At 69.7% G+C, this 24,378-nt stretch carries 26 protein-coding genes; 12 read left to right on the top strand and 14 right to left on the bottom strand.

Features of this window, described 5'->3' with window-relative positions:
* The first annotated feature begins 170 nt into the window (after nt 1-170).
* Entirely contained in the window at nt 171-746 is a 576-nt protein-coding gene (locus AB0J64_RS19750) for a DoxX family protein (RefSeq protein WP_364028603.1), read from the top strand.
* A gap of 232 nt (nt 747-978) precedes the next feature.
* Here AB0J64_RS19750 and AB0J64_RS19745 read toward each other — a convergent pair whose 3' ends face one another.
* The 5 genes from AB0J64_RS19745 to AB0J64_RS19725 all read right to left on the bottom strand — a co-directional run bounded on the left by AB0J64_RS19745 (nt 979) and on the right by AB0J64_RS19725 (nt 8,582).
* Nucleotides 979-3,648 (bottom strand): hypothetical protein, encoded by a 2,670-nt coding sequence (locus tag AB0J64_RS19745; protein WP_364028601.1) that lies wholly within the window; start codon nt 3,646-3,648, stop codon nt 979-981.
* Between the two features lie 9 nt (nt 3,649-3,657).
* Nucleotides 3,658-5,280 carry a hypothetical protein gene (locus tag AB0J64_RS19740; protein WP_364028599.1) on the bottom strand — a complete coding sequence of 541 codons (1,623 nt, stop codon included), beginning with the start codon at nt 5,278-5,280 and terminating at the stop codon, nt 3,658-3,660.
* A 1-nt stretch (nt 5,281) separates the two neighbouring features.
* On the bottom strand, nt 5,282-5,788 hold the full coding sequence (locus AB0J64_RS19735) for a hypothetical protein (protein WP_364028597.1): 507 nt from the start codon (nt 5,786-5,788) through the stop codon (nt 5,282-5,284).
* Between the two features lie 9 nt (nt 5,789-5,797).
* Nucleotides 5,798-7,066 (bottom strand): CHAT domain-containing protein, encoded by a 1,269-nt coding sequence (locus tag AB0J64_RS19730; protein ID WP_364028595.1) that lies wholly within the window; start codon nt 7,064-7,066, stop codon nt 5,798-5,800.
* 124 nt (nt 7,067-7,190) lie between these two features.
* On the bottom strand, nt 7,191-8,582 hold the full coding sequence (locus AB0J64_RS19725; protein ID WP_364028721.1) for an MFS transporter: 1,392 nt from the start codon (nt 8,580-8,582) through the stop codon (nt 7,191-7,193).
* A 166-nt stretch (nt 8,583-8,748) separates the two neighbouring features.
* Between AB0J64_RS19725 and AB0J64_RS19720 the strand changes: the two genes are divergently transcribed.
* Nucleotides 8,749-9,090, top strand: coding sequence for a helix-turn-helix domain-containing protein (locus AB0J64_RS19720; protein ID WP_364028593.1), 342 nt, complete (start codon nt 8,749-8,751; stop codon nt 9,088-9,090).
* Nucleotides 9,091-9,164: 74 nt separating this feature from the next.
* On the opposite strand, the gene AB0J64_RS19715 is transcribed toward AB0J64_RS19720, so the two are convergent.
* Nucleotides 9,165-9,836, bottom strand: coding sequence for a GAP family protein (locus AB0J64_RS19715; RefSeq protein WP_364028591.1), 672 nt, complete (start codon nt 9,834-9,836; stop codon nt 9,165-9,167).
* A gap of 82 nt (nt 9,837-9,918) precedes the next feature.
* Here AB0J64_RS19715 and AB0J64_RS19710 point away from each other — a divergent pair, with 82 nt between their 5' ends.
* Nucleotides 9,919-10,575, top strand: a complete 657-nt coding sequence (locus tag AB0J64_RS19710; protein ID WP_364028589.1) for a TetR family transcriptional regulator C-terminal domain-containing protein — start codon at nt 9,919-9,921, stop codon at nt 10,573-10,575.
* Here the strand turns inward: AB0J64_RS19710 and AB0J64_RS19705 are convergent.
* Nucleotides 10,570-11,295, bottom strand: a complete 726-nt coding sequence (locus tag AB0J64_RS19705; RefSeq protein WP_364028587.1) for a TetR/AcrR family transcriptional regulator — start codon at nt 11,293-11,295, stop codon at nt 10,570-10,572. The genes AB0J64_RS19710 and AB0J64_RS19705 overlap by 6 nt on opposite strands.
* Before the next feature lie 73 nt (nt 11,296-11,368).
* Between AB0J64_RS19705 and AB0J64_RS19700 the strand changes: the two genes are divergently transcribed.
* On the top strand, nt 11,369-12,898 hold the full coding sequence (locus AB0J64_RS19700) for an FAD-dependent monooxygenase (RefSeq protein WP_364028585.1): 1,530 nt from the start codon (nt 11,369-11,371) through the stop codon (nt 12,896-12,898).
* Between the two features lie 12 nt (nt 12,899-12,910).
* On the opposite strand, the gene AB0J64_RS19695 is transcribed toward AB0J64_RS19700, so the two are convergent.
* Nucleotides 12,911-13,045, bottom strand: coding sequence for a hypothetical protein (locus AB0J64_RS19695; RefSeq protein ID WP_364028583.1), 135 nt, complete (start codon nt 13,043-13,045; stop codon nt 12,911-12,913).
* A gap of 16 nt (nt 13,046-13,061) precedes the next feature.
* Between AB0J64_RS19695 and AB0J64_RS19690 the strand changes: the two genes are divergently transcribed.
* Nucleotides 13,062-13,325, top strand: coding sequence for a hypothetical protein (locus AB0J64_RS19690; protein WP_364028581.1), 264 nt, complete (start codon nt 13,062-13,064; stop codon nt 13,323-13,325).
* 15 nt (nt 13,326-13,340) lie between these two features.
* Nucleotides 13,341-14,408: an alkene reductase gene (locus AB0J64_RS19685; RefSeq protein WP_364028579.1), complete on the top strand. Its 1,068-nt coding sequence runs from the start codon at nt 13,341-13,343 to the stop codon at nt 14,406-14,408.
* 75 nt (nt 14,409-14,483) lie between these two features.
* On the opposite strand, the gene AB0J64_RS19680 is transcribed toward AB0J64_RS19685, so the two are convergent.
* Both AB0J64_RS19680 and AB0J64_RS19675 read right to left on the bottom strand, forming a co-directional pair.
* Nucleotides 14,484-15,002 (bottom strand): MarR family winged helix-turn-helix transcriptional regulator, encoded by a 519-nt coding sequence (locus tag AB0J64_RS19680; protein WP_364028577.1) that lies wholly within the window; start codon nt 15,000-15,002, stop codon nt 14,484-14,486.
* Nucleotides 15,003-15,120: 118 nt separating this feature from the next.
* Entirely contained in the window at nt 15,121-15,594 is a 474-nt protein-coding gene (locus tag AB0J64_RS19675) for a nitroreductase/quinone reductase family protein (RefSeq protein ID WP_364028575.1), read from the bottom strand.
* Between the two features lie 186 nt (nt 15,595-15,780).
* Between AB0J64_RS19675 and cofC the strand changes: the two genes are divergently transcribed.
* The 3 genes from cofC to AB0J64_RS19660 all read left to right on the top strand — a co-directional run bounded on the left by cofC (nt 15,781) and on the right by AB0J64_RS19660 (nt 17,729).
* On the top strand, nt 15,781-16,416 hold the full coding sequence (cofC, locus tag AB0J64_RS19670) for a 2-phospho-L-lactate guanylyltransferase (RefSeq protein WP_364028574.1): 636 nt from the start codon (nt 15,781-15,783) through the stop codon (nt 16,414-16,416).
* 31 nt (nt 16,417-16,447) lie between these two features.
* Entirely contained in the window at nt 16,448-17,101 is a 654-nt protein-coding gene (gene npdG / locus AB0J64_RS19665; protein ID WP_364028572.1) for an NADPH-dependent F420 reductase, read from the top strand.
* 118 nt (nt 17,102-17,219) lie between these two features.
* Nucleotides 17,220-17,729 carry a MarR family transcriptional regulator gene (locus tag AB0J64_RS19660; RefSeq protein WP_364028570.1) on the top strand — a complete coding sequence of 170 codons (510 nt, stop codon included), beginning with the start codon at nt 17,220-17,222 and terminating at the stop codon, nt 17,727-17,729.
* 25 nt (nt 17,730-17,754) lie between these two features.
* Here AB0J64_RS19660 and AB0J64_RS19655 read toward each other — a convergent pair whose 3' ends face one another.
* From AB0J64_RS19655 to AB0J64_RS19640, 4 genes are read right to left on the bottom strand one after another with little or no spacing between them, the layout of a single operon-like run.
* The gene (locus tag AB0J64_RS19655; protein WP_364028568.1) at nt 17,755-19,203 is read right to left on the bottom strand and encodes a dihydroorotase family protein; all 1,449 of its coding nucleotides are present in this window, start codon (nt 19,201-19,203) and stop codon (nt 17,755-17,757) included.
* 14 nt (nt 19,204-19,217) lie between these two features.
* Nucleotides 19,218-19,994 (bottom strand): ABC transporter permease subunit, encoded by a 777-nt coding sequence (locus tag AB0J64_RS19650; RefSeq protein WP_364028566.1) that lies wholly within the window; start codon nt 19,992-19,994, stop codon nt 19,218-19,220.
* Entirely contained in the window at nt 19,991-20,785 is a 795-nt protein-coding gene (locus AB0J64_RS19645; protein ID WP_364028564.1) for an ABC transporter permease, read from the bottom strand. Before AB0J64_RS19645 ends, AB0J64_RS19650 begins: the two co-directional genes overlap by 4 nt.
* Complete coding sequence (locus AB0J64_RS19640) at nt 20,782-21,651, bottom strand: ABC transporter substrate-binding protein (RefSeq protein ID WP_364028562.1); 870 nt, start codon at nt 21,649-21,651, stop codon at nt 20,782-20,784. Before AB0J64_RS19640 ends, AB0J64_RS19645 begins: the two co-directional genes overlap by 4 nt.
* 245 nt (nt 21,652-21,896) lie before the next feature.
* Between AB0J64_RS19640 and AB0J64_RS19635 the strand changes: the two genes are divergently transcribed.
* The 3 genes from AB0J64_RS19635 to AB0J64_RS19625 are packed head-to-tail and all read left to right on the top strand — an operon-like array spanning nt 21,897 to nt 24,377.
* Nucleotides 21,897-22,835 carry an ATP-binding cassette domain-containing protein gene (locus AB0J64_RS19635; protein ID WP_364028560.1) on the top strand — a complete coding sequence of 313 codons (939 nt, stop codon included), beginning with the start codon at nt 21,897-21,899 and terminating at the stop codon, nt 22,833-22,835.
* Nucleotides 22,832-23,587 carry an ABC-2 family transporter protein gene (locus tag AB0J64_RS19630; protein ID WP_364028558.1) on the top strand — a complete coding sequence of 252 codons (756 nt, stop codon included), beginning with the start codon at nt 22,832-22,834 and terminating at the stop codon, nt 23,585-23,587. The genes AB0J64_RS19635 and AB0J64_RS19630 overlap by 4 nt, the downstream gene beginning before the upstream one ends.
* Nucleotides 23,580-24,377 (top strand): ABC-2 family transporter protein, encoded by a 798-nt coding sequence (locus AB0J64_RS19625; RefSeq protein ID WP_364028556.1) that lies wholly within the window; start codon nt 23,580-23,582, stop codon nt 24,375-24,377. Before AB0J64_RS19630 ends, AB0J64_RS19625 begins: the two co-directional genes overlap by 8 nt.
* Nucleotide 24,378: the final 1 nt, after the last annotated feature.

Here is a 24,378-nt window from a genome sequence, read left to right as displayed (position 1 = left end):
GCCGCATCCCTTCCGTACTCCCCTCCGTGATGGCCGCCGTACGCGATCCGTGTGCGGTTCCGTGGTCACCACGGATGTGGACCGGCCAGGCCGGAAGGAAAGCTGTGAACACGAACACAGCGGGTCGATATGACCCACGCCCAACCAGCGAAGAAAGGTAATGACAGAACATGAACCGGCACGTCAGCGACACCCTGCTCGGAGTAAAGGACATTGAGCAGCAGCCCAAGAGGCGCGGAATGAGGTTCACGCTCAACGGCGCACTCTGGTCACTTCAAGCGTTGTTCGGCTTCTTCTTCGCCGGCAGCGGATTCGGCAAAGTGCTGTTGTACGACGGAGCTCTGTATGCGGCAGCGCCCCGAGCCGTGGCTTGGTACGCCGCGGTGCCGCAGCCCCTGATCGTCTTCATCGGGGTCTGTGAGGTACTGGGCGGCGTCGGCGTGATCCTGCCGGCGATGGCGAGGGTCAAACCGAAGGTGACGCCGCTCGCCGCCGCCGGCCTGACACTGACGATGATCCTCGCGGCTGGCTTTCATATCATCCGCGACGAATACGCATTGGTGCCTGCGAATCTCCTGCTGGGAGGGGTCTCGGCGTTCGTCATGGTCGGACGATGGAAGCTGAGGCCCATCGCACCCGCGATCCTCAGCACCTCACGCGCACTGATGTCGTTCGCGGTCCTTGGCGCAGTGGTCCTGCTGACATTCGTTCCGACGTGGTACACGATGACTAACGTCCCATTCTGATCCCTCCGTGGTCATGCGCGGGGGCCTGGCTCGCCGACCGGCCCGCCACCTGCGCCGGCCCGCTCACCGACAACCGCGCCCGCGACCGGGGCCGTGCGCGACCACCGCCACTCCTTGCTACGCGAGGCCGACCCAAACGCTCGGTGCGCTACGTCAACAACGCACCGGATGACTTCCACACCCGGCGCGGCCTGGGCAAGGCCGACGTCGGCCGCGAGGACATCCCCAAATGTCACCGGGCGGTGCCGGGGGTGGCGAGCTGAGCGAGCAGTGCGGGCATGCGCTCCTGCTCGACAGGAAGGCCCGCTCGCAGGGCCGCGTACTCCGCGCCAGGCCCGCCCAGCTCGACGAGCTCGGCCCAGCAGTGCTCGAGCTCCTCCCTGGCCTGCCGGAGCCGGTGGTGGTCGCCCGCGTCCCGCGCGTCCTGATAGCGCGCGCGGGCCTCCTGCTCGCGCCTCATCAGCGCGTTCTCGCCCTGCGTGGGTACGGTCTCGCCGAGCAGTTCGGCCAGCGCCCTGGACTTCACCGACCGGACGATGTACGCCGCCAGGCTGCCCGGCTCGGGCTGCACGCCGGGTGGCAGCGGCTGGGCGGCCAGCGTGGCCAGGTGGTCGATCACGAGCTCGGCGAACAGCTCGGCGGAGCCGCGGGCCGCGCCGCGCAGCTCGTCGTCGACGATGCCGAAGTGCACCGACTGCAGGTAGCCGAGGGCGGCGGCGAGATGGCCCGCGGCCGGGTAGGGGTCGATCGGGCGGAGCGCGACGCCGAGGAGCTCGTGGAACTGGGCACTCATCGCGAAACTGCCGCGCTTCTCCGTACGCTCGATCCACTTTTCGATGACCGCGGTGTCGGGGATCTTCACCATGAAGCCGGTCGCCTCGGCGCCGGCGGTGACGCCCCGGCGGAGCCGGTTGCGGCCGGGGACAGGAGCGCTCCCTCTGATGAGCTCGTGCAGGATCCAGGAGTTGCTCATCGGGCGGTCCGGCAGGAAGCGTGTCACCGGCACCTCGCCGCGCAGGAGAGGACCGTAGTCGAAGGGGTTGAGTGTGACGCGCAGCTGATGTCTTCCGACGTTGACTTGGACGGTGTCCACGCTGACGCCGATGATCTCCGTTCCTGCCGTCGTCGTGCCCGGCGGGGGAAGCGGGACGGCGGCGGCCCGCCGCAGGAGCTCCTCGGCGGTCCGGCGGTCGCCGTAGCCGGCGTGCATCAGCGCGGTGTTGATCGCGGTCTCCCGGCGCACCTGCGGATGCACCCGCTCGTCCATCGTGGCGCGCAGCGCCCCGGCATCGGCCTCGGCCAGCGGAAGCGTACGCCGGGCGGTCGGCCGCCCTGGATCGATGCCCGGGAAGATCGTGACGATGTTGATCAGGACCATCGCCTCCGAGTTGACCGCCCCGATGTCCCGGTACAGCCGCGCGGCCGTCCAGTAGTCCATGACCGACTCCTCGGGGCGGCCGTGCAGGCGGTTGGCCAGCCCGCGGACGGTGTGGAGATAGCAGCGGTACGCGGCGTACGTGGAACGCAGCGGCTCCTCCGCCGTCAGCAGCTCCGGGTGGGTCCTTTCGGCCAGGTCGAGCAGGGACAGCGCCTCATCCGCCCACTTCAGCGCGACGTCCAGCAGGGGCGGGCGTCCCTCGGCCCGTTCGAAGGGCAGCCAGAGCGTGTCGTCGATGTCGCCCAGGGCCGTCTTCTCGCTCTCGTCGGTCATCACCTCCACGAGCTGGAGGGCGGAGTTGATGTGGATGTTCCACATGCGTTCGAGTTGTTGGGCCTTGCGCTGCCGCGGCCCGTCCTGGAGCGGCTTCAGCAGGCCGAGGGTGACACGGATCCGTCCCATGGCGGCGAGCGCCCTGCCGAGCTCGTCGGACCAGGCGGTCCTGAGCTGCTCGCGGCGCGGCCCGACGGAGAAGAGATAGTGCGCGGCGTCGAGGCGGTCGATGGTGTGGCGGATGGGAACCTCGATCCGGCGCCCGGCATGGGGCGTGTTGAAGAGAGCCAGGGCGAGGCTGGAGCCGATCAGGGCGCTCAGGTCGTCGTGGAAGACGCCCGCCGCCATCACGCAGAACCACCCCAGCCCCAGCTCCGCCGCGTACAGGCCGGAGAACCTGTCACGGTTGAGCCGCATGCCGACGGGCGCTTTGATGAGCGTGACCTTGGCCAGCGAGCCCCGGCCGACCAGCAGGAACACGAACTTCATGATCAACATGGCCGCTGCTACGCCAACCGTGCCGACGACGAATCCCAGCACGCCCGGCGGCCACGTACGGATGAACCAGTCCCCCGCCGGCCCCAGGGCGAGCAGCATCGTGCCGAGCAGCCAGATGACCGCGCCCAGCCAGATCTGGCAGCGGTGCCAGCGGGTCATCCCCGCCGTGGTGATGCCCACCATGCCGAAGTGCGGGCGGATCAGCAGCACGTACATGATCAGCACGGTGATCAGTGCGGTCGGCCACGAGCGGCTCTGCGCCCAGAGGGCCGTGATCGGCACGGCCGTCACGAGAACGCAGAAGGTCCGGGCGACGCGTACCTGCACCTGCTGCCGGGGCAGCGCCCCGACAGCCCAGCCGGCCAGCAGCGGGATCGTCCACCAGGACAGGTCCGCGAACGGTACGCCGCCCGCCACCATCACGGCGCCACCGGCCAGCGCCGCCAGACAGCCGAGGAGCCCGAGCGCCAGTCCCAGCGCGGCGACGCACGCCAGCGCCCCCGGCCCGGCCCGCAACACCGACGTGTACGGCTCGACGGCCAGCAGCCCGGCCAGCGCCCACCACACGACCCGGCCCGGCCGGAAGGTGGCCACCACCGCGCCTTCCTGCCACATGCGCACGGAAAGGTTGGCGTTGAAGAGCACCTTCTCGACGAAACCCGGGTTCCCGGAGAACCTGAGGTTGACCCGCATGAATCCTCCCTAGGGGAGTTCGAGCACGAGGTGAACGGTGCCGTCGGGCAGGGCGGCCGTGAGTTCGGCCAGCTGGTCCCGCGTGACGGCCAGGACGACACCACGCTCGCCCAGGACGTCCAGCACCACGGCGCCCGGGACGGTGACGGGGTCCTCGTCGCGATTCTTCGGAATGACGCGGATTGTGGTGATCCCACCTCGGCCAAGCGCGGGCGTGACTGTCACCTGGGGCGGCCCGAGAGCGAGGGCGGAACGTCCGGACAGGCGCCCGCTGGGCAGCGGCGGCCCGAGATCGCCGGGCGCGACCGGTGACGCCGCCGAGATCGGCCGGAGCGTGTACCGGCCGATCAGGCGGTCGGGGACGGCGCCGGTCACGTCGCCGGTCACGTCGCCGGCGGTGAGCACATGGTAGGCGGGCAGGTCCCGCGCGGCGGTGCCGGAGCCAGGGGACTGCCGGATCGCGGCGACGGTGAGAATGGCGCACCCGAGGAACACCACGGCGAGCAGAACGACGAGCACCGGGCTGGTGCGCGAGCGCCGCACCCGAGAGGGGGGTATCGGGCGGGCGGCCACGCTGGGCGGCCGCTCGATCTCGGGCGAGGGCTCCTCCGAAGGCTCCTCCGAAGGCTCATGCGAGGGCTCGTCCGAAGGCTCATGCGAGGGCTCCGACGACGGCCCGGACGACGGCTCTGGCGACGGCTCGGGGAGCCGCGTATGCGATGGTTCGCCGCTTTCGGAAGCGGAGGACGGGCCTTTCGGGTAGCCGAGGTGGGCGACCCGGTCGGTGCTCACGCTGCCGCGCATCCACATCTGGTCGAGCGCGGTCCACTGCTTCAACTCGGCGTCGAAGTCGGCAGGACGTTCCAGCCCGATGGCGTCCAGCAGCAGCCAGCGGTGCACGTCGAACGCCGCCCGGTAGAGCTGCCCGTACGGTTCGGCGGCGCGGATCGCCGCCCGGTAGCCGCCCCAGGCGACCAGCAGGCCGCCGGAGAAGCAGAGAAGAGCCCCGTACCAGGGCAGAAGGAACGCCCCCAGCAGCCCTCCGGCGACCGCGTACGCGCCGCCGAGCGCACTGATCGTGATCGCGAGTTCCAGGTCCGCGGTGGCCAGGGCGAACGCCTGACGGAACGCCTCCGGCAGCACGGGATACAGGCGCGGCCAGGCGGTCGCGGAGTCGAGGCGGTAGCGGTCGGCGCTGTGCTCGGCGGCGCCCCGCAGGATGTTCCCGAATGTGGTCGGCATGAGCTGCCGTTCGCTCGCGGGGTACGAAGCCCACCGATCGTCCTCCTCCGTGAGCCACTGGAAGAACACCTGGTGCCGGCGGGTGAGCCGCTCCGCCAGCCGCCCGCCCCCGGGCAGGTCGCGCCATTCGCCCTGATACCGCTTGATCAGGGCGGGCAGCCGCGCGGCGAACAGCTGTGCCGACAGCAGCACCAGCACCAGCGCCAGCAGGGTCAGCAGGATGCGCGACTCGGCGTTCATGCCGGTCCACCAGCGCAGGGTCTCCGTCCAGCCCACTCCCCCGGCGATCAGCGCGCCGAGCGCGGCCAGGAAGATCAGGATCGGGATGAGCACCGTGGAGAACAGCCGGCGGTCGAGGGCGCCGAAGAGCGCGTCGAACAGGCCACCCACGTCAGTGCGCCCCGTAGAACGGCACGAAGTCGTGGCCCGAGACGCAGGCGTAGGTCTCGGTCTGCTGGAAGCGGGTGAAGGTGTTGACCTCCCCGCAGGTACGGCAGCGGATGCGGAGGGGCGGCGCCAGCGACCTGGGCCGGCGGAGCCCGTCCCCGGCGCCGAGCTCGTGGGGGTCGGCCAGCGCGCGGGCCAGCTCGGCGCGTACGGCCGGCAGGGGCACGACGCCGACGGGGCGTTCCCCGGGATCGGTGAGGACCAGCGCGTCGGCGCCGGCGAGCAGCGCGTCCAGCACGTCCTCGGAGTTCAGGACCGCCGCGAGCGGAGTGTCGGCGGGAATCGCGATCGCGGGACCCGGTCCGGTCGGCCCCACCAGGCCGGCGGTGCGACCCTGCGCGTCCACGAGCACGAACAGCCGCTCCCCCACCTGCTCGGGGACGGTCTCCCCGTGGAGGAAGCCGGCGTCCGCCAGCTCGGAGACCGGTCGCCCCGATGTCACCTCACCCATCTCCACCTCTCAGTACCAGTCGCCGACGAGGACGAAGGGGGCCCAGTAGTAGGGGTCCGCGAACACCTGGGAGCGGGCCCCGGCGTCGGCGGCGCGCCCGGCGAGCATGATCTGCTTCTGGGCCACCCGTAGCAGCTCCAGGTCCGGGGCGCTCAGGCCAGGCGTCAGGAGCGTGTCGGCGAGGAGCCGCCGCGCCGCCTCGCCGTCGCCGGAACGGGCCAGCATGCGGGCCTCCTCACGGACCAGAACCGCCGTCGCGGCGGGATCGTCGCCGAGCCGTCCGCGTGACTCGCGGGCGTGGGCGACTACGTCGGCGAGCGTCCGCTCGGCCAGCAGGGCCTGGGCCTGCCGCAGCGCCTCGGCCTTCGAGGTGCCGCCGGCCAGCGCGGCGTAGAAGTCGCGCAGCAGCATGCTGGTCGACAGCTCGTCCACGCGCCACAGGGTCACCAGCGCCGACGGCGCGCCCGCGTAGAGCAGGGCGCGGGTCAGCCCGATCAGCTCGTCGCCCGGCCGCCTGTCGCTGACGCCGGTCTCGCACGCGGCCAGCGTCACCAGGTCCACGTCGAGAGCCAGGCCGAGGATGTCCTCGGCGGTCAGGCGCCCGTCGGCCAGCTCGATGCCGGATCTCATGGGCTCGTCGGGGTCGAAGACGCCGTGCGCGCCGAAGTGCAGGATCGCGGGGGTGGCGTCCTTCGCCGCGAGCGCAGCCAGCAGCTCCGCCCGCGAGGCCGCCCCGCCCGTCAGCATGCGGGTCGAGCCGAGCCGAGCCGCGATGGCCTGCGCCTGCTCGCGGGCGAAGACCAGGGGACGTTCGGAGGGCGGGTCCGCGACGATCAGGGCCGAGTCGCGCCGCCGCTCCGTCCGCTTGGCCAGGCAGTACTGCAGTACGGACGCGCTCGGCGTCACCACCACCGCATTCCGGCGGGACAGCGGAACCCCGTCGTCCACGGGCACGGCGTGCAGCGGTAACCGGTGCAGCACATCGTGCGGGACGAGGTACACCAGGTCCCCCGGCCGCGCCCAGCGCGTCACGGGCGCCACCAACTGGGTCAGAAGCTTCTCGCGCAGCAGCCCGCCCAGCGCCGGACGGCCCCCGGCCAGCTCCGCGCGGATCCGCTCGGCCAGCGCGCGAACCTCCGTACGCGCAACGGGCAGAGTGACCAGGTCCGCTTCGGGTGAGTCGGCGGTGATGCCGAAGACCAGGGCGCGGTCTTCGCTCAGGAAGTACTCGACGAGGACGATGCGCGGTGTGCCGTTTGCCCCCGTCGCTTCCAGCACAAGACCTCCAGCAGGGTGGATGTCACCATGAGCTATCGCTCAGATTGTGACAGCGACCATGCCGAAGGGCCATGGCGTAACCCATCCGGTATGCGGGCCCTGGGCGGCGTTCGGACCGGGCAGGTCAGGACGGTGTCGTGGCCGTGGGTGAGTCAGTGGGTCGAGCCCGCGGCGCCGAGACTTCCGCGGGCTTGGACCTCACCAGCCACAGCCCGGTGAACACGGCGCCCACCAAGGTGACGACGCCGGCCACGATGAAGGCGCTGTTGAGGCCGGCCTCGAACGACGCGCCACCGGATTCCCGGGTGCGGACGACGGCTCCGAGCACCGCCACGCCGAGCACCGCGCCGATCTGCCGGGTGGTGCTGCTGATGCCCGACGCGAGGCCTCCCTCCTGCGGGCTGACCGCCTGGATGGCCGCACCGGTCAGCGGGGACATGGTCAGAGCGAAACCGATGCCGACGACGGCCAGCCGCCACCACACATTCCCGTAGGCGGTGTCCGCGTGCGCGAAGCCCAGCGCCAGCAGCCCCAGCCCGGCCAGCGCCAGGCCGATGGTGACCACGACCCGGAAGCCGTACGTGGCGGCGAACCGGCCCGCGAACGGGCTGACGATCACCATGGCGAGAGTGGCGGGCAGGGTCTGCAGGCCGGCACGGAGGATCGAACTGCCCTGGACGTACACGAAGAACTGCGAGAAGAAGAAGGCCGAACCCATCAGCCCGAAACCCACCACGGCCATCGCCGTGTTGGACACCGTGAACAGCCGCTGACGGAACAGCCGCAGCGGCAGCATCGGCGTCGTACCACGTCCTTCGACGACGACGAAGACGGCGAGGATCACCACCGCGGCGGCGAAGCTGCCCAGGATCAGCGGCGAGGTCCAGCCGCGGGCACCGCCCTCGATCAGCCCGTACGTCAGCGCCCCCACCCCCAGGACGGACAGGACCGTCCCCGGGACGTCGATCGCCGGCGCGCCGGGATTGCGGGATTCGCCCAGGATGCGCAGACCGGCCAGCAGCAGGACCGCGCCGATGGGCACGTTGACGAGGAAGATGGCGGGCCAGCCGAAGGCGTCCACCAGGACGCCACCGGCCAACGGCCCGGCGGCCAGGCCGATGCCGCTGAACCCGGCCCACAGCCCGATCGCCTTGACCCGTTCCTGCGGAACGGGGTACGCGGTGGCGAGCAGCGCCAGCGAGGCGGGGCTCAGCGCCGCAGCCCCGATGCCCTGCACCACCCGTCCGGTGATCAGCCAGCCGATCGAGGGCGCGACGGAGCACAGCACGGACGCGGCGGTGAACACCACGACGCCGGCCAGGAACACCCGCTTGCGACCGAAGCGGTCGGCGAAGACGCCGCCGGACAGCAACAGCATGGCGACCAGCAGCACGTAGGCGTCGACAATCCACTGCAGACCGGTCAACTGGGTGTGTAAGCGCTGCTGCATATCGGGCAGTGCCGCACCGACGATCGTGCTGTCGAGCAGCACCATGAACTGCCCGAGGCAGGTCACGGTGAGCAACGCCGCCCGGTTCGATCGCGTGCCTACGGCCTCAGACGATCCGGCTTTCGTCGTGCTTTCGTGTGCGGTCAACGCTGGTCCCTCTCATGGTGTGGGTGGCTCCCGTCACCATAGTTCGATAATACCGAACTGTCGAACAATGGGATATCGTGGAGGCATGCGACAGCTCCCCGAGCCCGCGCGTGCGGCACTGACGCTCGCGCCAGTGCTGCACGCGCTCGGCGATCCGGTGCGCCTGGAATTGGTGCGGCGCGCCTCGGTCAAGCCCGACTCGACCTGTGCCGCCCTCGCCGACGGCATGGACGTGCCGCTGTCGACGCTGACCAACCACTGGCGGATCATGCGCGAGGCGGGGCTGATCAGCATGTCCGTCGACGGCCGGCACCGGCGGATCCGGCTGCGCGCCGACGATCTACGCGACCGCTTCCCGGGTCTGCTCGATCCGATCCTGCGCCTGGCCACGGCCGAGTCGCCGGACAGCGGCGCAGTGGGCTCATGACGTTGTGAGCGCTGGGTGCTGTCGGCCACCTGCCTGCTTCGGCGTCCGGATACGGCGGCGCCACCCCGTCCCGACTACGGACTCATCGTGAGGGTGATCTGATCGGGTGCCGCGTCCAGGAGGATCAGGAATCCCGCAATCCCGACGATCCACCGCAGGGTGGTGCGGGATCCGGAAGAGAGCTTGGACTGCCACCGTTCGAACCGGCCGCGCATCCGGTCACCCAAGGCGGCCCAGACGGCAAAGAGCAGGATGCCCGGGATCACCATGATGGTCACGTACCCGCCGAGCAGCGGCGACCACTGAACGGCGGGCAGGTCGGCCGCGGTCATGATGCCGAGCGCGGCGAAGTACGGCACGGCGGTGACGAACTCGAACAGCCAGGTCCCCAGTCCCAACAGCAGCATCGAGCGCATGGTGTAGGACCGAGCGGCCCGGATGGATGCGCGTTCGGAGTTCTTGTCGGGAATGAAGTAGCTTCCCACGATGAGCGCTACGCCGAGGACGGCCTGCCCCCAGGCCCACACGGTGTCATCAACGACCGGCACGACGGCGCCGAGCCCGAGCATGAGCAGTACGCCCAGGACGAAGTACGCGATCGCGACCGATCCGAGGTACACGCCGAGCAGCGCGCCCACGCGGCGTGGCCTGGCCAGCAGCAGGTAGAGAGTTATCCCGATCACGGTGGGACTCAGCGTGTCGAGCAGAGCCAGTCCGAGCACCGCCCCGATCGTCTGGATCGACAAGCCTGTCTCCTCCCGAGAGCCGGCGAGCCGTACTAACACAGCCGTGTTAGCTAAGCTAGCACGGCCGTGTTAACATGTGGAGGTGCCGCGACTCGTTGATCATGACCAGCGACGGGCCGAGCTCGGCGCGGCCGCCATCCGGGTGATCCTGCGCGAGGGCCTTGCCGGCGTGACCGTCCGCGGAGTCGCCGCCGAAGCGGGCTGGTCCACCGGTTCCCTGCGGCACTACTTCAGCAATCAGCACCAGTTGCAGGCCTACGTCGTGCAGGCCACCACCGACACCCTCCGCCGCCGGGTCCTCCCCCGCATCCAGCGGCCCCGCACCGCAGATTCGGTGGTCGAGGGGGTCGCCACGATCGTGGAGGAGATGCTGCCGCTCGATGCGGAGCGGCGCGAGGAATACGCGCTGTGGTCAGCCGTCGTGGAATGGGAGCGCCGACACCCTCCGGAAGGAGGCTCTGTGACGTGGAACGACCAACGGGCGCTGTACCGCCAGTGCATCGCCGCCCTGCGCGGACACGAGCCGACCCGCGAACCGGACCAGGCCACGTTCCCGCACCCTGACGCCCAGGTCGAGCTCTGGGCGGCGCTCCTGCACACGTTCGTCGACGGACTCGCCTCCCAGATCATGAACACACCAGGCGAAGTGCCCGCCGAGACCGCCGCGCGACTGCTGCGCTCACTGCTGCGAGCCGTACCCGCCGACGCCCATGCCACCCAACGGACCACAGGATCATGAGGACGCGGACGGGACCCCAGGCACCCCCAGCAGCGGCAGCCACACCTCGTCCACGATCTCGACGATCGACTCGTCCGGCACCGCGCGCATCGTCATGAACATGTCGTGGCGCAGCAGGTCCAACGGCAAATTCACCACGCGGGACGAACGCGGCACGTCGGGCAGTTCGCCGCGCTCGACCGCGCGGGCGACGATCATCTCGAAGGCGGTCGCCTGGCCAGGCGCAAGGAGGGTGTCACGTAGCTCGCCGAGGCTGGTGCCGGTGTCGCGGAAGTAGCCCACCAGCTGCACGCTCATCAACGTGATCATGCCTGCGCGGTCGGCGTCGGCGTTGCGCAGGAAGCCGATCGCGTCATCGCGGAGACTGCCGGTGTCGGGCACCGCGATCGGCTGCCAGAACTTGGCGAGAGTGGCCAGCAGCAGATCGTCGCGCTGCGGCCAGCGCCGGTAGAGCACAGGACGACTCGTGCCGGCGCGGGCGGCGACCGCTTCGTAGGTGAAGCCGTGATATCCGTGCTCGACCAGCACGTCCCACGCGGCGTCGAGGATCGCGTCCTCGAGTTTGGGTCCACGGCGACGGGACACGCCACTGTCGCGGGAGGCGCCACTGTCGCGGGTCGAGCCGCCGCCGGCACCACGTTCCGCCGCCTGCTCCCCGGTCACCCCGGTCACCCTGGCCGCCTCGCGCTCACCCGCGCTCCGCTCGCGCTTACGATCCACTTGCGTATCTTATCGCGGCCACCTACGGTGTCCCCCATTAGATACAGCCGTGTACCCTAAGGGAGCGTCAGCGATGTTCGACGTCATCATCGTCGGAGGCGGGCCCACCGGCCTCTTCCTCGCCTGCGAGCTTCGCCTCGCGGGGATTCGGCCTCTGATGCTGGAACGACGCCCGGAACCAGACCTGGCGGACAAGGCGCACGGCCTCGCCGGCCAGGTCGTGCGCCTGCTGGACAACCGTGGCCTCTTCGAACGCTGCGGAGGCCGAGGAGCACCGGCGCCCGCGCCTGGGTTCTTCTTCGGCGGGATGCCGCTGCCGCTGCACGCGCTCGGCAAGGAGAACCCGATGTATCTCCTGCCGGTCAACCAGCGCGACCTGGAACAGGTGCTCAACGAGCGCGCGGCGGAACTCGGCGCGGATGTCCGACGAGGTTGGGAGGTGCTGTCCTTGAGCCAGACCGATGACCGGGTCGACGTCGTGGCACGCGGTTCGGACGGGACCGAGACGACCTTGTCCACCCGATACCTCGTCGGCTGCGACGGCGGCCACAGCCTGGTCCGGAAGCAGGCGGGTATCGCCTTCCCCGGCATCAGCGACGACAACGTCGTCGACCGCTCGGCCCTGATCGGGCCGAGCGACCGCTTCCGTTTCGCGCCGGGGGGACGTGTCGTGATCGAGGGCCTCGGCGAGATCCCGGCGCACTTCCACCGCACCGACCGGGGCGTTTTCACCCTCCTCGCGTACGATCCGGAGCGGCCGCTGGTCAACACGGCCGAATGGGAAGATCACCCGGCAGGCACCTTCCCGGGGCCGGGTGCGCCGATGACGCCGGCCGAGATGGAGGAGAGCGTCGAACGGGTCCTCGGAGTGCGCCTTCCCCTGGCTCCGCCGCCCGAGGGCGCGCCCACCATGCTCCGCCGCCTGTGCGGCCGGAACTCCCGGCTCGCTGACCGCTATCGCGACGGCCGGGTCTTCATCGCCGGCGACGCCGCACAGGTAAGTCACGGGCCGACGCTGAACCTGGCGCTGCAGGACGCGGCCAACCTGGCCTGGAAACTCGCCGCCACGCTGCAGGGATGGGCTCCGGAAGGCCTGCTGGACAGCTACGGAACCGAACGCCGCGCGTGCGGCGAACGCGTGCTCATGCACACCCGGGCCGCGACCGCTCTGATGGCACCCGGAGGCGATGTCACCGCACTGCGCCTGCTCTTCGCGGAACTCCTCGACCGCACCGAGAACCTGCGCCTGGTCGCCGCCCTGATGGCGGGCGCCGATGTCCGCTACGACATGGGCGAAGAACACCCCTCCGCCCCCACCGGCCGGTTCGTACCACCCATCTGCCTGACCACCGACGACGGGCACGAACGGCGCCTCGCCGAGCTCCTGCGCGACGCCCGCCCTCTGCTGCTTGACCTCACCGGCGGCGACGACCTCGCCGCCACCGCCGAGCCCTGGAAGAACCGAGTGCGCCGCGTGACCGCAACCGCCGACGACGCCCCGGCACCCGCGCTGCTCATCCGGCCCGACGGCTACGTCGCCTGGGCGGGCGCGGACCCCGACAGCCTGAGGTCAGCCCTCACCCGCTGGTTCAGCCCGGGCTGAGGCCCCGCGGCGTCAGAACACGTCGGTGAGCGCGTCTTCCAGGACGTGCAGCGCGGCGCTGTTGGAGGCGCGGTGGCGGTGGCGCTCCACCCAGTAGACCGTCCGCTCAGGAGGGTTCTCGCCAGGGGCGCTCTGGGAGGCATGCACGATGCGCGCCGCCTGCGTGAGGCTGCCTGACCGGGCGATCTCGTCCGACGTCCACGTGATCCAGCGCGCCGACGGGCGGGTCATCGTCGCCCGCCACTACTCCGGCAGCCCCGTCGGCGACCCGGACGGTCTCGACGGTGAGCACCTGCACGCCGACGTGGCCGCGCTCCGCGACGCCTCGATCGAGAAGGTGACGGTGGGCGACCGAGATGCTCGACGGGGCACGCGTGGACGTGCTGGACCCGTACCGGGCCGACGCACCCGAGCGGCGCCTCTCTGAACAAGGAACGTGATCATGCCCACGGCATTCGACTCTTTCGAGCTGGGCGGCAAGCGCCTGGCCAACCGCATCGCAATGGCCCCGATGACCCGCAGCCGCGCGTACGCTCCCGGCGCCGCCCCGACCGAGCTGATGGCGACCTACTACGCGCAGCGGGCCGACGCCGGCCTGATCGTCACCGAGGGGACCCAGCCGTCGGTGGTCGGCCAGGGGTACCCCGACACCCCGGGACTGCACTCCGCCGAGCAGGTCGCCGCCTGGCGCAAGGTGACCGACGCCGTACACCGCGAAGGCGGCGTGATCTTCGCACAGCTCATGCACACCGGCCGGATCGGCCACCCCAGCCTGCTGCCGGACGGCCTGCACCCGGTCGCCCCCTCCGCCGTGGCCGCCAAGGGGCAGATCTACACCCGCCAGGGCCCTCAGGACTTCGTCACCCCGAGGGAGCTGACCGAGGCCGAGATCCTCCAGACCATCGACGACTTCGCCGCCGCGGCACGTAACGCGGTGGCCGCCGGGTTCGACGGAGTGGAACTCCACGGCGCCAACGGCTACCTGATCCAGCAGTTCCTCGCCCCCAACAGCAACCGCCGCACCGACGCCTGGGGCGGCTCGGTCGACGGCCGGATCCGCTTCGCCGTCAAGGTGGCCACCGAGGTGGTCAAGGCCATCGGCGGCCGGCGGGTGGGCCTGCGCATCTCGCCCGGCAACCCCTACAACGACATCGCCGAGGACGACATCGAGGAGACCTACGGCACCCTGGTGACACGCCTGGCCCCGCTCGGCCTGGCCTACCTGCACCTGGTGGAGAACCCGGACCGCGACCTGACCCGCCGCCTGCGCAAGGAGTGGCCCGGCGCGTTCATCCTCAACCCGTTCACCCACCCTGCCCCCACCGGGCCTGACGCGCTCGAACTCGTGGAGGACGGCACCGCCGACATGATCACCTTCGGCGCGCTGTTCCTGGCCAACCCCGACCTGCCGGCCCGCCTCGCGACCGACGGGCCGTACAACACCCCTGACCCCGCCGCCTTCTTCGGCGGCGACCACCGCGGCTACACCGACTACCCCACCCTCACCTGATCCCGGGCCAGAGGCGATCAGCACGGCGCCCGGCCGGTCACCTCGGCCGGGCGCCTACCTCGTCGAAGAGCCGGTTCAGGTCTCCTGCGCCGCGGCGCGGGCGAGGTTCTCCTCGATCTGCTGCAGGAGCCCGCCGGCTTCGCTCTGCTGCTCGGGGGTCAGATCGCCGGTGGTGCTGCTCTCGAGTTCGGCCCAGATGCGTTCGACCTCGTGGCGAAGGGCGTTGCTCGCGGCGGTCGGTTCGACGATGGTGGCGCGTTTGTCGGTGGCACAGGGGCAGCGGCGGACGAAGCCGGCGTGCTCGAGGCGCTGGATGGTGCGCGTCATGGTGGCGGCATCGGAGCCGAGCAGGCGGACGAGATCCGTCTGACGCTGAGGGCCGCGGTCCCACAGCTGCATCATGACCAGTTCCTGGCTGGGGTGGAGGCCGACGCGGCGCAGGAGCTGCCCGGCGAGCATGCGGTGCAGGCGGGCCACGCGGAAGATCGCATGGCTGAGGGGGCCGGCATGGGCGGAGGCCGGCACGGGCACGCTCGCCGACACCGTGGCTTCGGCGGCCGACCGGCTGGGGGCCGCCTTCTTCGGCTGGCTCATGAGCCCTCACTGCGGTGTGAAACTGCTTGGACAGGTATCAGCCTATACGGCTTACCTGTTCAGACAGTAAGGCGTTATCGGCCCGCACCGCCTCGGGTCAGAGCCGGACGGCCGTCATTCAGGCAGACTCCTGAGTGGATCGCGGAACCAGGCGGATGATCGGCAGTTCCCGGTCGGTCTTCACCTGATACTGCCCGAAACGGGGCGCGGCGGCGATGATCTGCTGCCAGGCGTCCGCGCGCTCGACCCCGAGCAGCTGCTCGGCGACCACGGCTGTCTTGCGGCCATCGACCTCGATCTGGACCTTGTCGGGATTGGCGGCGAGGTTGTAGTACCACGACGGGTTCCCCGCCGCCCCGGCCGCCGACGCCACGATCAGCCAGCTGCCGTCCTTACCCGGGAACCAGCCGACGGGAGTCGTACGCTCCAGTCCGCTCTTGGCGCCGACGGTCGTCAGGACCAGGGCGTTGAAGCCCATGAACGTGCCGCCCTTGCGGCGGATCCGCCTCGCCATCAGCTTGTTCAACCATCGGAACGCCCATCCGGACGGCACGCGGGCGCCGCGGGTTCCAGCAGGTGTGTTGAAGCTCATGTGACTTCCTCCATGGATGTGGTCCCTTTCTGAGTACGGGTCAGGCCCGAAGTTTCGGCATTGACGCTCTCCGAATGTTGGGTGCGGGCCGGCTGGAGATCGCCGGGCCGCGGTGCGATGCCCCGCGAAGGCGGGCTATTGTCGTTAGTGACGCATACAGTACATGACATTAACTATATTCGCAGCGTGAGGAGCGGTGGGGTGGACCTGGTCGTCCCGATCAAGAGGCTGGACCGGGCGAAGTCGCGGTTGCGCGGCGCCGTGCCGGCGGACGGGCACGCCGACCTCGTACTCGCGCTGCTGCTGGACACCGTGACGGCGGCCGCGCAGGCCGCCGGGGTGCGGCGGGTCCTGGTGGTCTGCGAGGACGAGCGGATCCCGGCGGCACTGGCCGGCACCGGCGTGGAGTGCCTCGACGAGCGTGGCCTGCCCGGCCTGAACGCGGCGCTGACGTTCGGGGCGGAGTACCTGGGCAGCACGCCGGGGAGCACGGTGGGCGCGTTGCAGGCAGACCTGCCCGCGCTGCGCCCTGCCGACCTGTCCGCGGCGATCGAGGAGGCCGCCGGCCGGCGGGCGTACTGCGCGGACCGGCCGGGCACCGGGACCACGCTGCTGCTGGCCGCACCCGGGGAGCCGCTCCGCCCGCGCTTCGGCCGGCGGTCCGCGGACGCGCACGCCGCCACCGGCGCCGTGCGGGTCGGCGGGTCGCTGGCGTCGCTGAGGTGCGATGTGGACACCGAGGACGATCTCGCCGTCGCGGCCGGGATCGGGCTCGGGGCGTTCACTCTCCCCTTCGACCACCGCTACACGATCCGGCCGTGAACGCCGGGCGAGTTCAATACAGGAGGAAATCATGACCGACGTGACAAGTCTGACGGTGGGTGTGCTCGGTGGGACCGGCCCGCAGGGGAAGGGCCTCGCGCTGCGCTGGTCCAGGGCCGGCATCAAGGTGGTCATCGGCTCGCGGAGCTCCGAGCGTGCCGAGGCGGCCGCCGCCGAGCTGGGCGAGGGCGTGACCGGCATGAACAACGAGGGCACGGCCGCCATCGCGGACGTCGTGCTCGTCGCGGTGCCGTGGGAGGGCCACGGCGAGCTGCTGACCTCCCTGCGGGACCAGCTCGCCGGCAAGATCGTCATCGACTGCGTGAACCCGCTCGGCTTCGACCAGCAGGGCCCGTTCGCGCTCCCGGTCGAGGACGGCAGTGCCGCGCAGCAGGCGGTGAAGCTGCTGCCGGAGTCCCGGGTGACGGCCGCCTTCCACCACGTTTCGGCCGTGCAGCTCGCCGACCTGTCGATCGCCGAGCTGCACACTGACGTGCTCGTGCTGGGCGACGACCGCGAGGCCACCGACATCGTGCGCGCGCTGGCCGACGCGGTGCCGGGTATGCGCGGCGTGTACGGCGGGCGGTTGCGCAACGCCCACCAGGTGGAGGCGCTGACCGCCAACCTGATCGCGATCAACCGCCGCTACAAGGCGCACACGGGGATCCGCATCACGGACGTGTGATCATCCCGCTGCACGTGGATCTCGCGGTCATGGCTGAACGGCAGCCCTCACAGGCCGTGAAAGTTCATGCCATAGACTGTATGCGCCATTAACTATACGCGTACTGTACCGTAGTGCCGTGGATGAGACGGCGCAGGCGATCGCGGACCCCGCGGCAGCCGGGCAGGGGTGCGCGATCGACGGAGACGACGGCGCGCACATGGACGTCGCCACCGGGCTGGTCCAGCTCACCAGCCTGGTGCAGGGCCTCTATACCCGCATCTCCGAACGCCACGACCTGACCCCCGTCCAGGCCAAGCTCCTGTGCGTGCTGCTCGGCGGCCCCAGAGGCATGGCCGAGCTCGCCCGCTGCTTCGGCGTGGAGAAGGCCGCGCTCACCGGCCTCATGAACCGTGCCGAGCGCCGCGGCCTCGCCCAGCGCTCATCCGTACCCGGTGACCGGCGCGCAGTCCAGGTGACGCTGACCGACGCCGGCCGCCAGGCTGCGATCGCCTTCCACGCCGAGGTGAGCGCGGAGCTCGGCGATCTCACCTCGCACCTCTCGCCCCTCGAACGCGAGCAGTTCCGCAGCACGATGGCCGAGATCATCACACGATGCAGGACGTCGCCCCCCGGGGAGACGTGCTGACCTTGCGCCCCACCGGCGCAGGTCATCACACCGGCCGGGGCAGGTAACGGCCTGTCGGAGCGCCCACGATCTTGCCGTCGTCCAGCACACGACTGCCGCGTACGAACGTGTCCGTCACCCTGGCGGTCATCTCGAAGCCCTCGAACGGTGTGTATTCCTGTCTCGACTCCGAGTCCCGCGCGCGCACCGTCCATGGTCGCGCGGGATCGACCAGGCAGATGTCGGCGTCAAACCCGGGGGCGATCACGCCCTTGCCGCGCAGGCCGAACCGCTCGGCGGGATTGCGGGAGGTCAGCGCGGCGATCCGGCCGTACGGCAGACCCCGGCGGCGGCCCTCGGTGATCAGGCCGGGCAGCAGGTACTCGGCCCCGCCGAAGCCGGATTTCGCCAGGAAGACGTTCTCCCGTGGCGTGCCGAACTTGGCCTCCTCGCGGCAGCAGGCGTGGTCGCTGACGACCCAGTCGACGGTGCCGTCGAGCACGTACTCCCACAGGGCCTCGACATCCTCGCGCGGCCTGATCGGCGGGTTCACCTTGCCCCCGATGCCGTCGGCCGTGTCCACGTCGGCGAGCAGATGGCCGATCGTGACCTCGCGCCGGAAATCGATGGCCGGGAAGGTCGCCGCCATGCGTACGGCGGCGTCCATGGCCTTGCGAGAGGACAGGTGCAGCAGGTTGACGTTGGTCAGTCCCGTCTCGTGGGCGAGGTAGGAGGCGATGAAGACCGCCAGCCCTTCGGAGTGCGGAGGACGGGAGGCGCTGTAGGCGGCCAGCCCTTCCACCTGTCCGGCCTCCTCGACGAGCCTGGTGTAGGCGGTCATGATCTCGGCCGTCTCGCAGTGCAGCGACAGCGAGATCTCGCCGGCCAGGTCGGGCAGGCGCTCCCTGACCGCCTGCACTCCGCGCATCACGAACTCGAAGTGCGCGTAGTCGTAGCGCTCCCCCTCGGGCAGCATGAGGAAGGAGCTCTGGTCGTCGGAGCGCCCGTGCAGCCCGTGCCCGCCGTAGAACATGAAGATCTTGAACGACGGCACCCCGAACCGCTCGACCAGCGCGGGTAACTCGTCGATGTGCCCGCTCGACATGGGCGCCAGATGGAATCCGTAGTCGACGTAGGCCCTGCCCTCGGACTGCTTGAGCACCTCCGGGAAGAACTCCGCGTAAGGGCCGCCTCTGTTGAGGTAGTACATGCCGGTCCGCATGTACGTGAGCGCCGTCGTGACGCCTCCTTGGGCGCAGGCCCGGCTCTCCGACTCGGTGTCCTCGGACAGGGGGTTGTAGATCCCCCAATGCTGGTGGGCGTCCACGACCCCGGGGAAGGCGAGCTTGCCGCCACCGTCGATCACCTCGCCGTCGGTCGAGAGCCCCGGCTCGACCCGGACGATGCGGCCGCCCGCGATGGCGATGTCCGCGTCGACCGGCTCATCCCGATCGTGGGTGACGACCTTCACGTTCTTCAACAGGGTCTCGGTCACAGAGAGGACGCCTCCTAAGCGATGTGGTGTGCGTCGCGGTGCCAGCTGAGCACGCGCCGCTCCACCAAGAGGAACAGGGTGTTGAAGGTGAAGCCGAGCACGCCGAGAAGCAGGACGCCGGCCCAGATGGCCGGCATGTCGGCGTTGTTGCCGGCCAGGTTGAGGAGGTAGCCGATCCCCTCGGTGCTGCCCTTGAGCTCTGAGATGACCATCAGGATCAGCGCCAGCGAGACGCTCAGGCGCAGGCCTGCGAAGATCTTCGGCGAGGCCCCCGGCAGGATGATCCGGGTGAGCCGCAGGCGTGCGGACACGCCGAAGACAGCGGCCGTCTCCATCTGCAGGTTGTCCAGGTTGCGGGCGCCGTCGATGGAGTTGAGCAGGATCGGCCACACGATGCCGAAGACGATCGTCGCGACCTGCACCTGGGTGCCCATCTGGAACAGCACGAGAAAGACCGGCAGCATGGCGGGCGGCGGCACCGCCCTGCCGAACTCGATCAGCGGTTCGACGTAGTCGGCCAGCCCGGCGCTCCTGCCGAGTGCCACGCCGAGCGCCACTCCCACGACCACGGCCACGCACCAGGCTCCGACCACCCTGACGAGGCTGGGGACGAAATTGCCGACTGCCTCTTCGGTGAGGACGTACGGCCCGGAGAACCACATGTCGTACATGCGGGTCACGATCACGGCCGGCGCCGGCAGGTACGGATTGCCGAGGGACCGCGCGAGCAGCTCCCAGCCGATCAGGACGACAGGGACCAGCCACAGCCGCCTGACAGTGCTGCGGATCATGTCGTCCGCCACCTGAACAGCCGTCGCTCCGTACGTACGAGAACGGTGTTGACGACGAGCCCGATCGCGCCGGACCACAGCAGGGCCGCGATCACGTCGATCATCGCGTCGGCGCCGACGCCCGTGCTCGCCTCGATGAGAAAGCTGCCTATGCCGCTCGAACCGCCGACGAAGTACTCCACGCTGATCGCCAGGATGAGCGTGACGGAGGCGGCCAGCCGCACGCCCGTCGCGATGAAGGGGGCCGCGCTGGGCAGGGACACCCACCAGAGGATCGCGCCTCGTCCGAAGCCGAAGGAGCGCAGCGTCTCCTCGCTGACCGGGTCCACGTCCCGCACGCCGTACATGGTGTTGATCAGGATGGGCCAGGAAGCGGCGAAGACGATGAGCGCCACCTTGGCGTTGAGCTCGGGCTGGAAGAAGAACAGGGCCAGCGGGATCAGCGCCACCGAAGGGATGGGCCGCAGGAACTCCACGAACACCCGGGTGGCCTCCTCCACTGCCGGCAGCGTTCCCAGGACCAGGCCGATCGGTACGGCGACCAGGACGGCGAGCGGCAGCCCGATGAGCGCGGCCGTGAGCGTTCCCCGCAGGTCGTCGAGGAAGGCCGGGTCGACGGCCAGCGTGATGGTCCGCGCCAGCGTGGCCGTCGCCGGCGGCAGCCAGCTGAACAGGCCCGACATTCCGAGGATCTGCCACACCAGCAGAAAGCCCGCCACGCCGGCGGTGTGGCGGGCGACCTTCCTCAGCTCGGCCTGGGCGCGCGCCTGCCTGGGGACCGCGCCCGTCATCCTTGGGAGTAGATCATGGAAGCCGCGTTCACCTTCTGCTTGAGCATGCCCGCCTCGTACATGAGGTCGGCGACCCGCTGGATGCGCTGGGCGCTGAGCGAGGTGGGGTAGGCGCCCAGATTGATCGTGGCGGCGGTCTCCGCCGGGATCTTGGTGTAGGTGGGGAGCACTTTCGTCACCGCGCTGCGGTCGGTGGCGGCGATCTTCTGTGCCTTGGCCATGGCCCGCTGGAAGGCGGCCAGCGTCTTGGGGTTCTGCCGGACCCACTTCTCCGTGGCGGCCCAGCCTGTGATCGGCAGGCCCTCGGTCGGACCGGACATCGTGTCGAGGAGCATGGTCGCGCCGAGCTGCTTCCTGGCCTGGCTGACGTACGGGTCCGTCATCCAGACAGCGTCGACGTCCCCCTTGTCGAGCGCCGAAAGCCAGTTGGTCGTCGGCACCTCGACGTATTTGACGTCCGTCTTGGGATCGAGACCGGCGAGCTTGAAGTGCGGGCTCATGGTGAGCGTCCCGAGACCGGCCAGGGCGTTGACGCCGATCTTCTTGCCCTTCAGGTCGGAGACCTGCTTGACGGGGGAATCCTTTCTCACCATCACCCCGAAAGCGCCCGTGGCTCCCTGGTAGGCGTCGGCGATGTAGGTGAACTTCTCGGTGCCGGCCTCCTGAATGGTGAGGATGGTCGCGTAACTGCCGAGGACGATGTCCATGGTGCCGTTGGAGAGTTTGCCTAGGACCTGCTGAGGAGCCTGGATCGGCTCCTGCCTGACATTGAGGCCTTCTTCCTTGAAGAAGCCGCGTTCCATGGCGATGAACAGCGGTGCGGAATCCGCGCCGGGGTACTGGCCGATCAGCAGGTCCGTCTTCATTTTGGAAGAGGCGGTGCTTGATGACTGGCTGCCTGAGCCGGAGCACCCCGTGAGGACGAGGGCCGCCACAAGACCAACCAGACCAGCATGCCCTGACGCGCCGAGCCGCATTGCGGGTCTCCTTCGGAGCCGGGGGGTGGGGCACGATCAATATGCAGCAAATCACAGTAATTGCCGCCACTCCCTTCCGCGGAAGGTCATGAAAATAAGTTGCAGTGCGAGTGCCGTACAGAAAAGATTTCGGCATGATCCGGGTCGAGGGGTTAACCAAGGTCTTCCGCCGGCCACGTACCTTCTCCGGCACTTTTGGGGCGTTACGCACGCTGGTCACTCGCCAGTACGAGGAGAAGACCGCCGTCGACGATGTCAGCTTCGAGATCGGCGAAGGCGAGGTCATCGGCTATCTCGGGCCCAACGGCGCCGGCAAGTCCACCACCATCAAGATCCTCACCGGCATCCTCACCCCGACGAGCGGCACCGTGGAGGTCAACGGCCTGGTGCCCTGGCGCAACCGCTCGGCCAACGCGCGCAACGTCGGCGTGGTCTTCGGCCAGCGCAGCCAGCTGTGGTGGGACCTGCCGCTGATCGAGTCCCTGCGGCTGGTGGGCTCACTCTACGACGTCCCCGGTCCGCGCTTCGAGAGCTCGCTGAAGAAGCTGCGTGACCTGCTCGGGCTCGACGCGTTCCTCGACACTCCGGTCCGTCAGCTCAGCCTGGGGCAGCGGATGCGCGGCGACCTCGCCGCGGCCGTGCTGTACGAACCGCCGCTCCTCTACCTCGACGAGCCGACCGTCGGGCTGGACGTGCTGGCCAAGGAGGCCGTACGCGAGTTCATCGTCGAGACCAACCGCGTCGGGCGCACGACCGTCATCCTGACCACGCACGATCTGGCCGACGTCGAAGCCCTGTGCAAGCGGATCATCCTCATCGACCACGGCAAGGTGCTCTTCGACGGCGCCATCGACGCGCTGGTCGACCAGCCCCGGCGGCTGGTGGTCCTGCTGGAGTCCGCGCCGGAGGAGGTGCGCGGGGCGACGCGGGACGCCGAGGGCCGCTACGTGTTCGACATCCATGACGATCTGCCGGGCATGATCGCCTCGATCTCCGCCGAACACACCATCCGCGACATGTCGATCGAGGAACCCGACCTCGAGAGCGTGATCAAAGGGATCTACACCCGATGACGCGCATCGGCTTCCGCCTCGCCCTGGCCTACCGCAGCAACATCATCATGACCTGCGTGACGCTGGTCGCCCAGGTGTTCCTGCTGCGCATGATCTGGACCTCGGTGTACGGCTCGCGCCCCTCGGCCGCCGGGCTCTCGCTGGAGGCCCTGCTGGCCTACCTCACGCTGGCCAACCTGCAGGGCTTCGCCACCCACACCCTCGTCTCCCGCATCATGCACCAGCGCATCCGTACCGGCATGGTCTTCTTCGACCTGGCCCGGCCGGTCGGCTACCTGAGGCAGATGGCCGCCTTCCAGGTCGGCAACACCGCGGGCGGGCTGCTGCTGCTCGCCCCGGTCATCCCGGTGGTGCTGCTGGTCGGCTCCATCACCGTGCCGGTCAACGGCTTCGGGTACGTGCTCACTTTGGTGCTCGGGTACGTGATCGCCGTGCAGCTGGCGCTGCTGATCAGCCTGATCGGCTTCTGGACGATGGAGACGGGGGCCATCTCGCTGCTCTACCGGCTGGTCAGCCAGTTCTTCGCCGGGACGATGGTGCCGCTCGCCTTCTTCCCCGGCTTCCTGGGCGTGCTGGCCGAGATCCTGCCCTTCAAGTACATGGGGTACGTGCCCGCGGCGATCTACGTCGGCCACATCACCGACATTTCAGGTCCTGTCCTGGTCGAGCTCGCCTGGGTCGCGGGACTGTGGGGCCTGCTCGCGTTGACGTGGTCCCGAGCCCATCGAAGGGTGGTGATCCAGGGTGGCTGAGATCCTCCGCTCCCTGCGCCTGTACGTCCTGCTCCAACGCGCCTCCGCCCGCGGCGCCATGCAGTACCGCCTGAACACCGTGATCGGCATCCTCAGCGGCGCGGTCTGGCAGGGCACCGGGTTCGCCTTCATCTGGGTGGTGATGCACACGTTTCCCTCGCTGGCGGGGTGGGGACTGGCGGAGATCGCCTTCCTGTACGGCCTGCGGCTGACCGCGCACGCGCTGGCGATGATCCCCATGATGAGCGTGAACGACATCCAATGGGTGGTGCGCGACGGGGAGTTCGACCGCTTCCTGCTGCGTCCTCTCAACCCCCTTGTCCAGCTCATGGGCAACAGAATGGGCATCGCGCAGTTCGGCGACCTGCTCGTCGGCGTGGCACTGCTCGTCGTCGCCGGTCAGAACGCACAGGTTCGATGGAGCGCCCTGCTGATCGCCTTCTGCTTCGTGTCGGTCGTCGGCGGCGCGCTCATCGAGGCCGCCTTCTTCCTCGCACTCTGCTCACTGGCGCTGCGCATGATCGACACGTTCGCCCTGCGCGTCTTCGTCGACGACGTCTTCAGCAAGTTCGGCTCCTACCCGATGAAGATCTTCGGCGGCGCCGTGGAGTGGCTGCTGACCTTCGTGCTTCCCGTCGCCTTCGTGGCCTACGTACCCTCGAGCATCCTGCTGGGCAAGCTCGGCAACGCCTGGGCACTGGCCGCCCCGCTCCTCGGCGTGGTCCTGATCGCGCTGGCGTACCTCATCTGGCGACGCCAGCTCGACCACTACCAGAGCGTCGGCCACTGAG

Origin of the sequence: Nonomuraea sp. NPDC049695 (genome assembly GCF_040674955.1) — a bacterium.
Lineage (GTDB): Bacteria > Actinomycetota > Actinomycetes > Streptosporangiales > Streptosporangiaceae > Nonomuraea > Nonomuraea helvata.
This window is presented reverse-complemented; position numbering and strand designations above follow the sequence as displayed.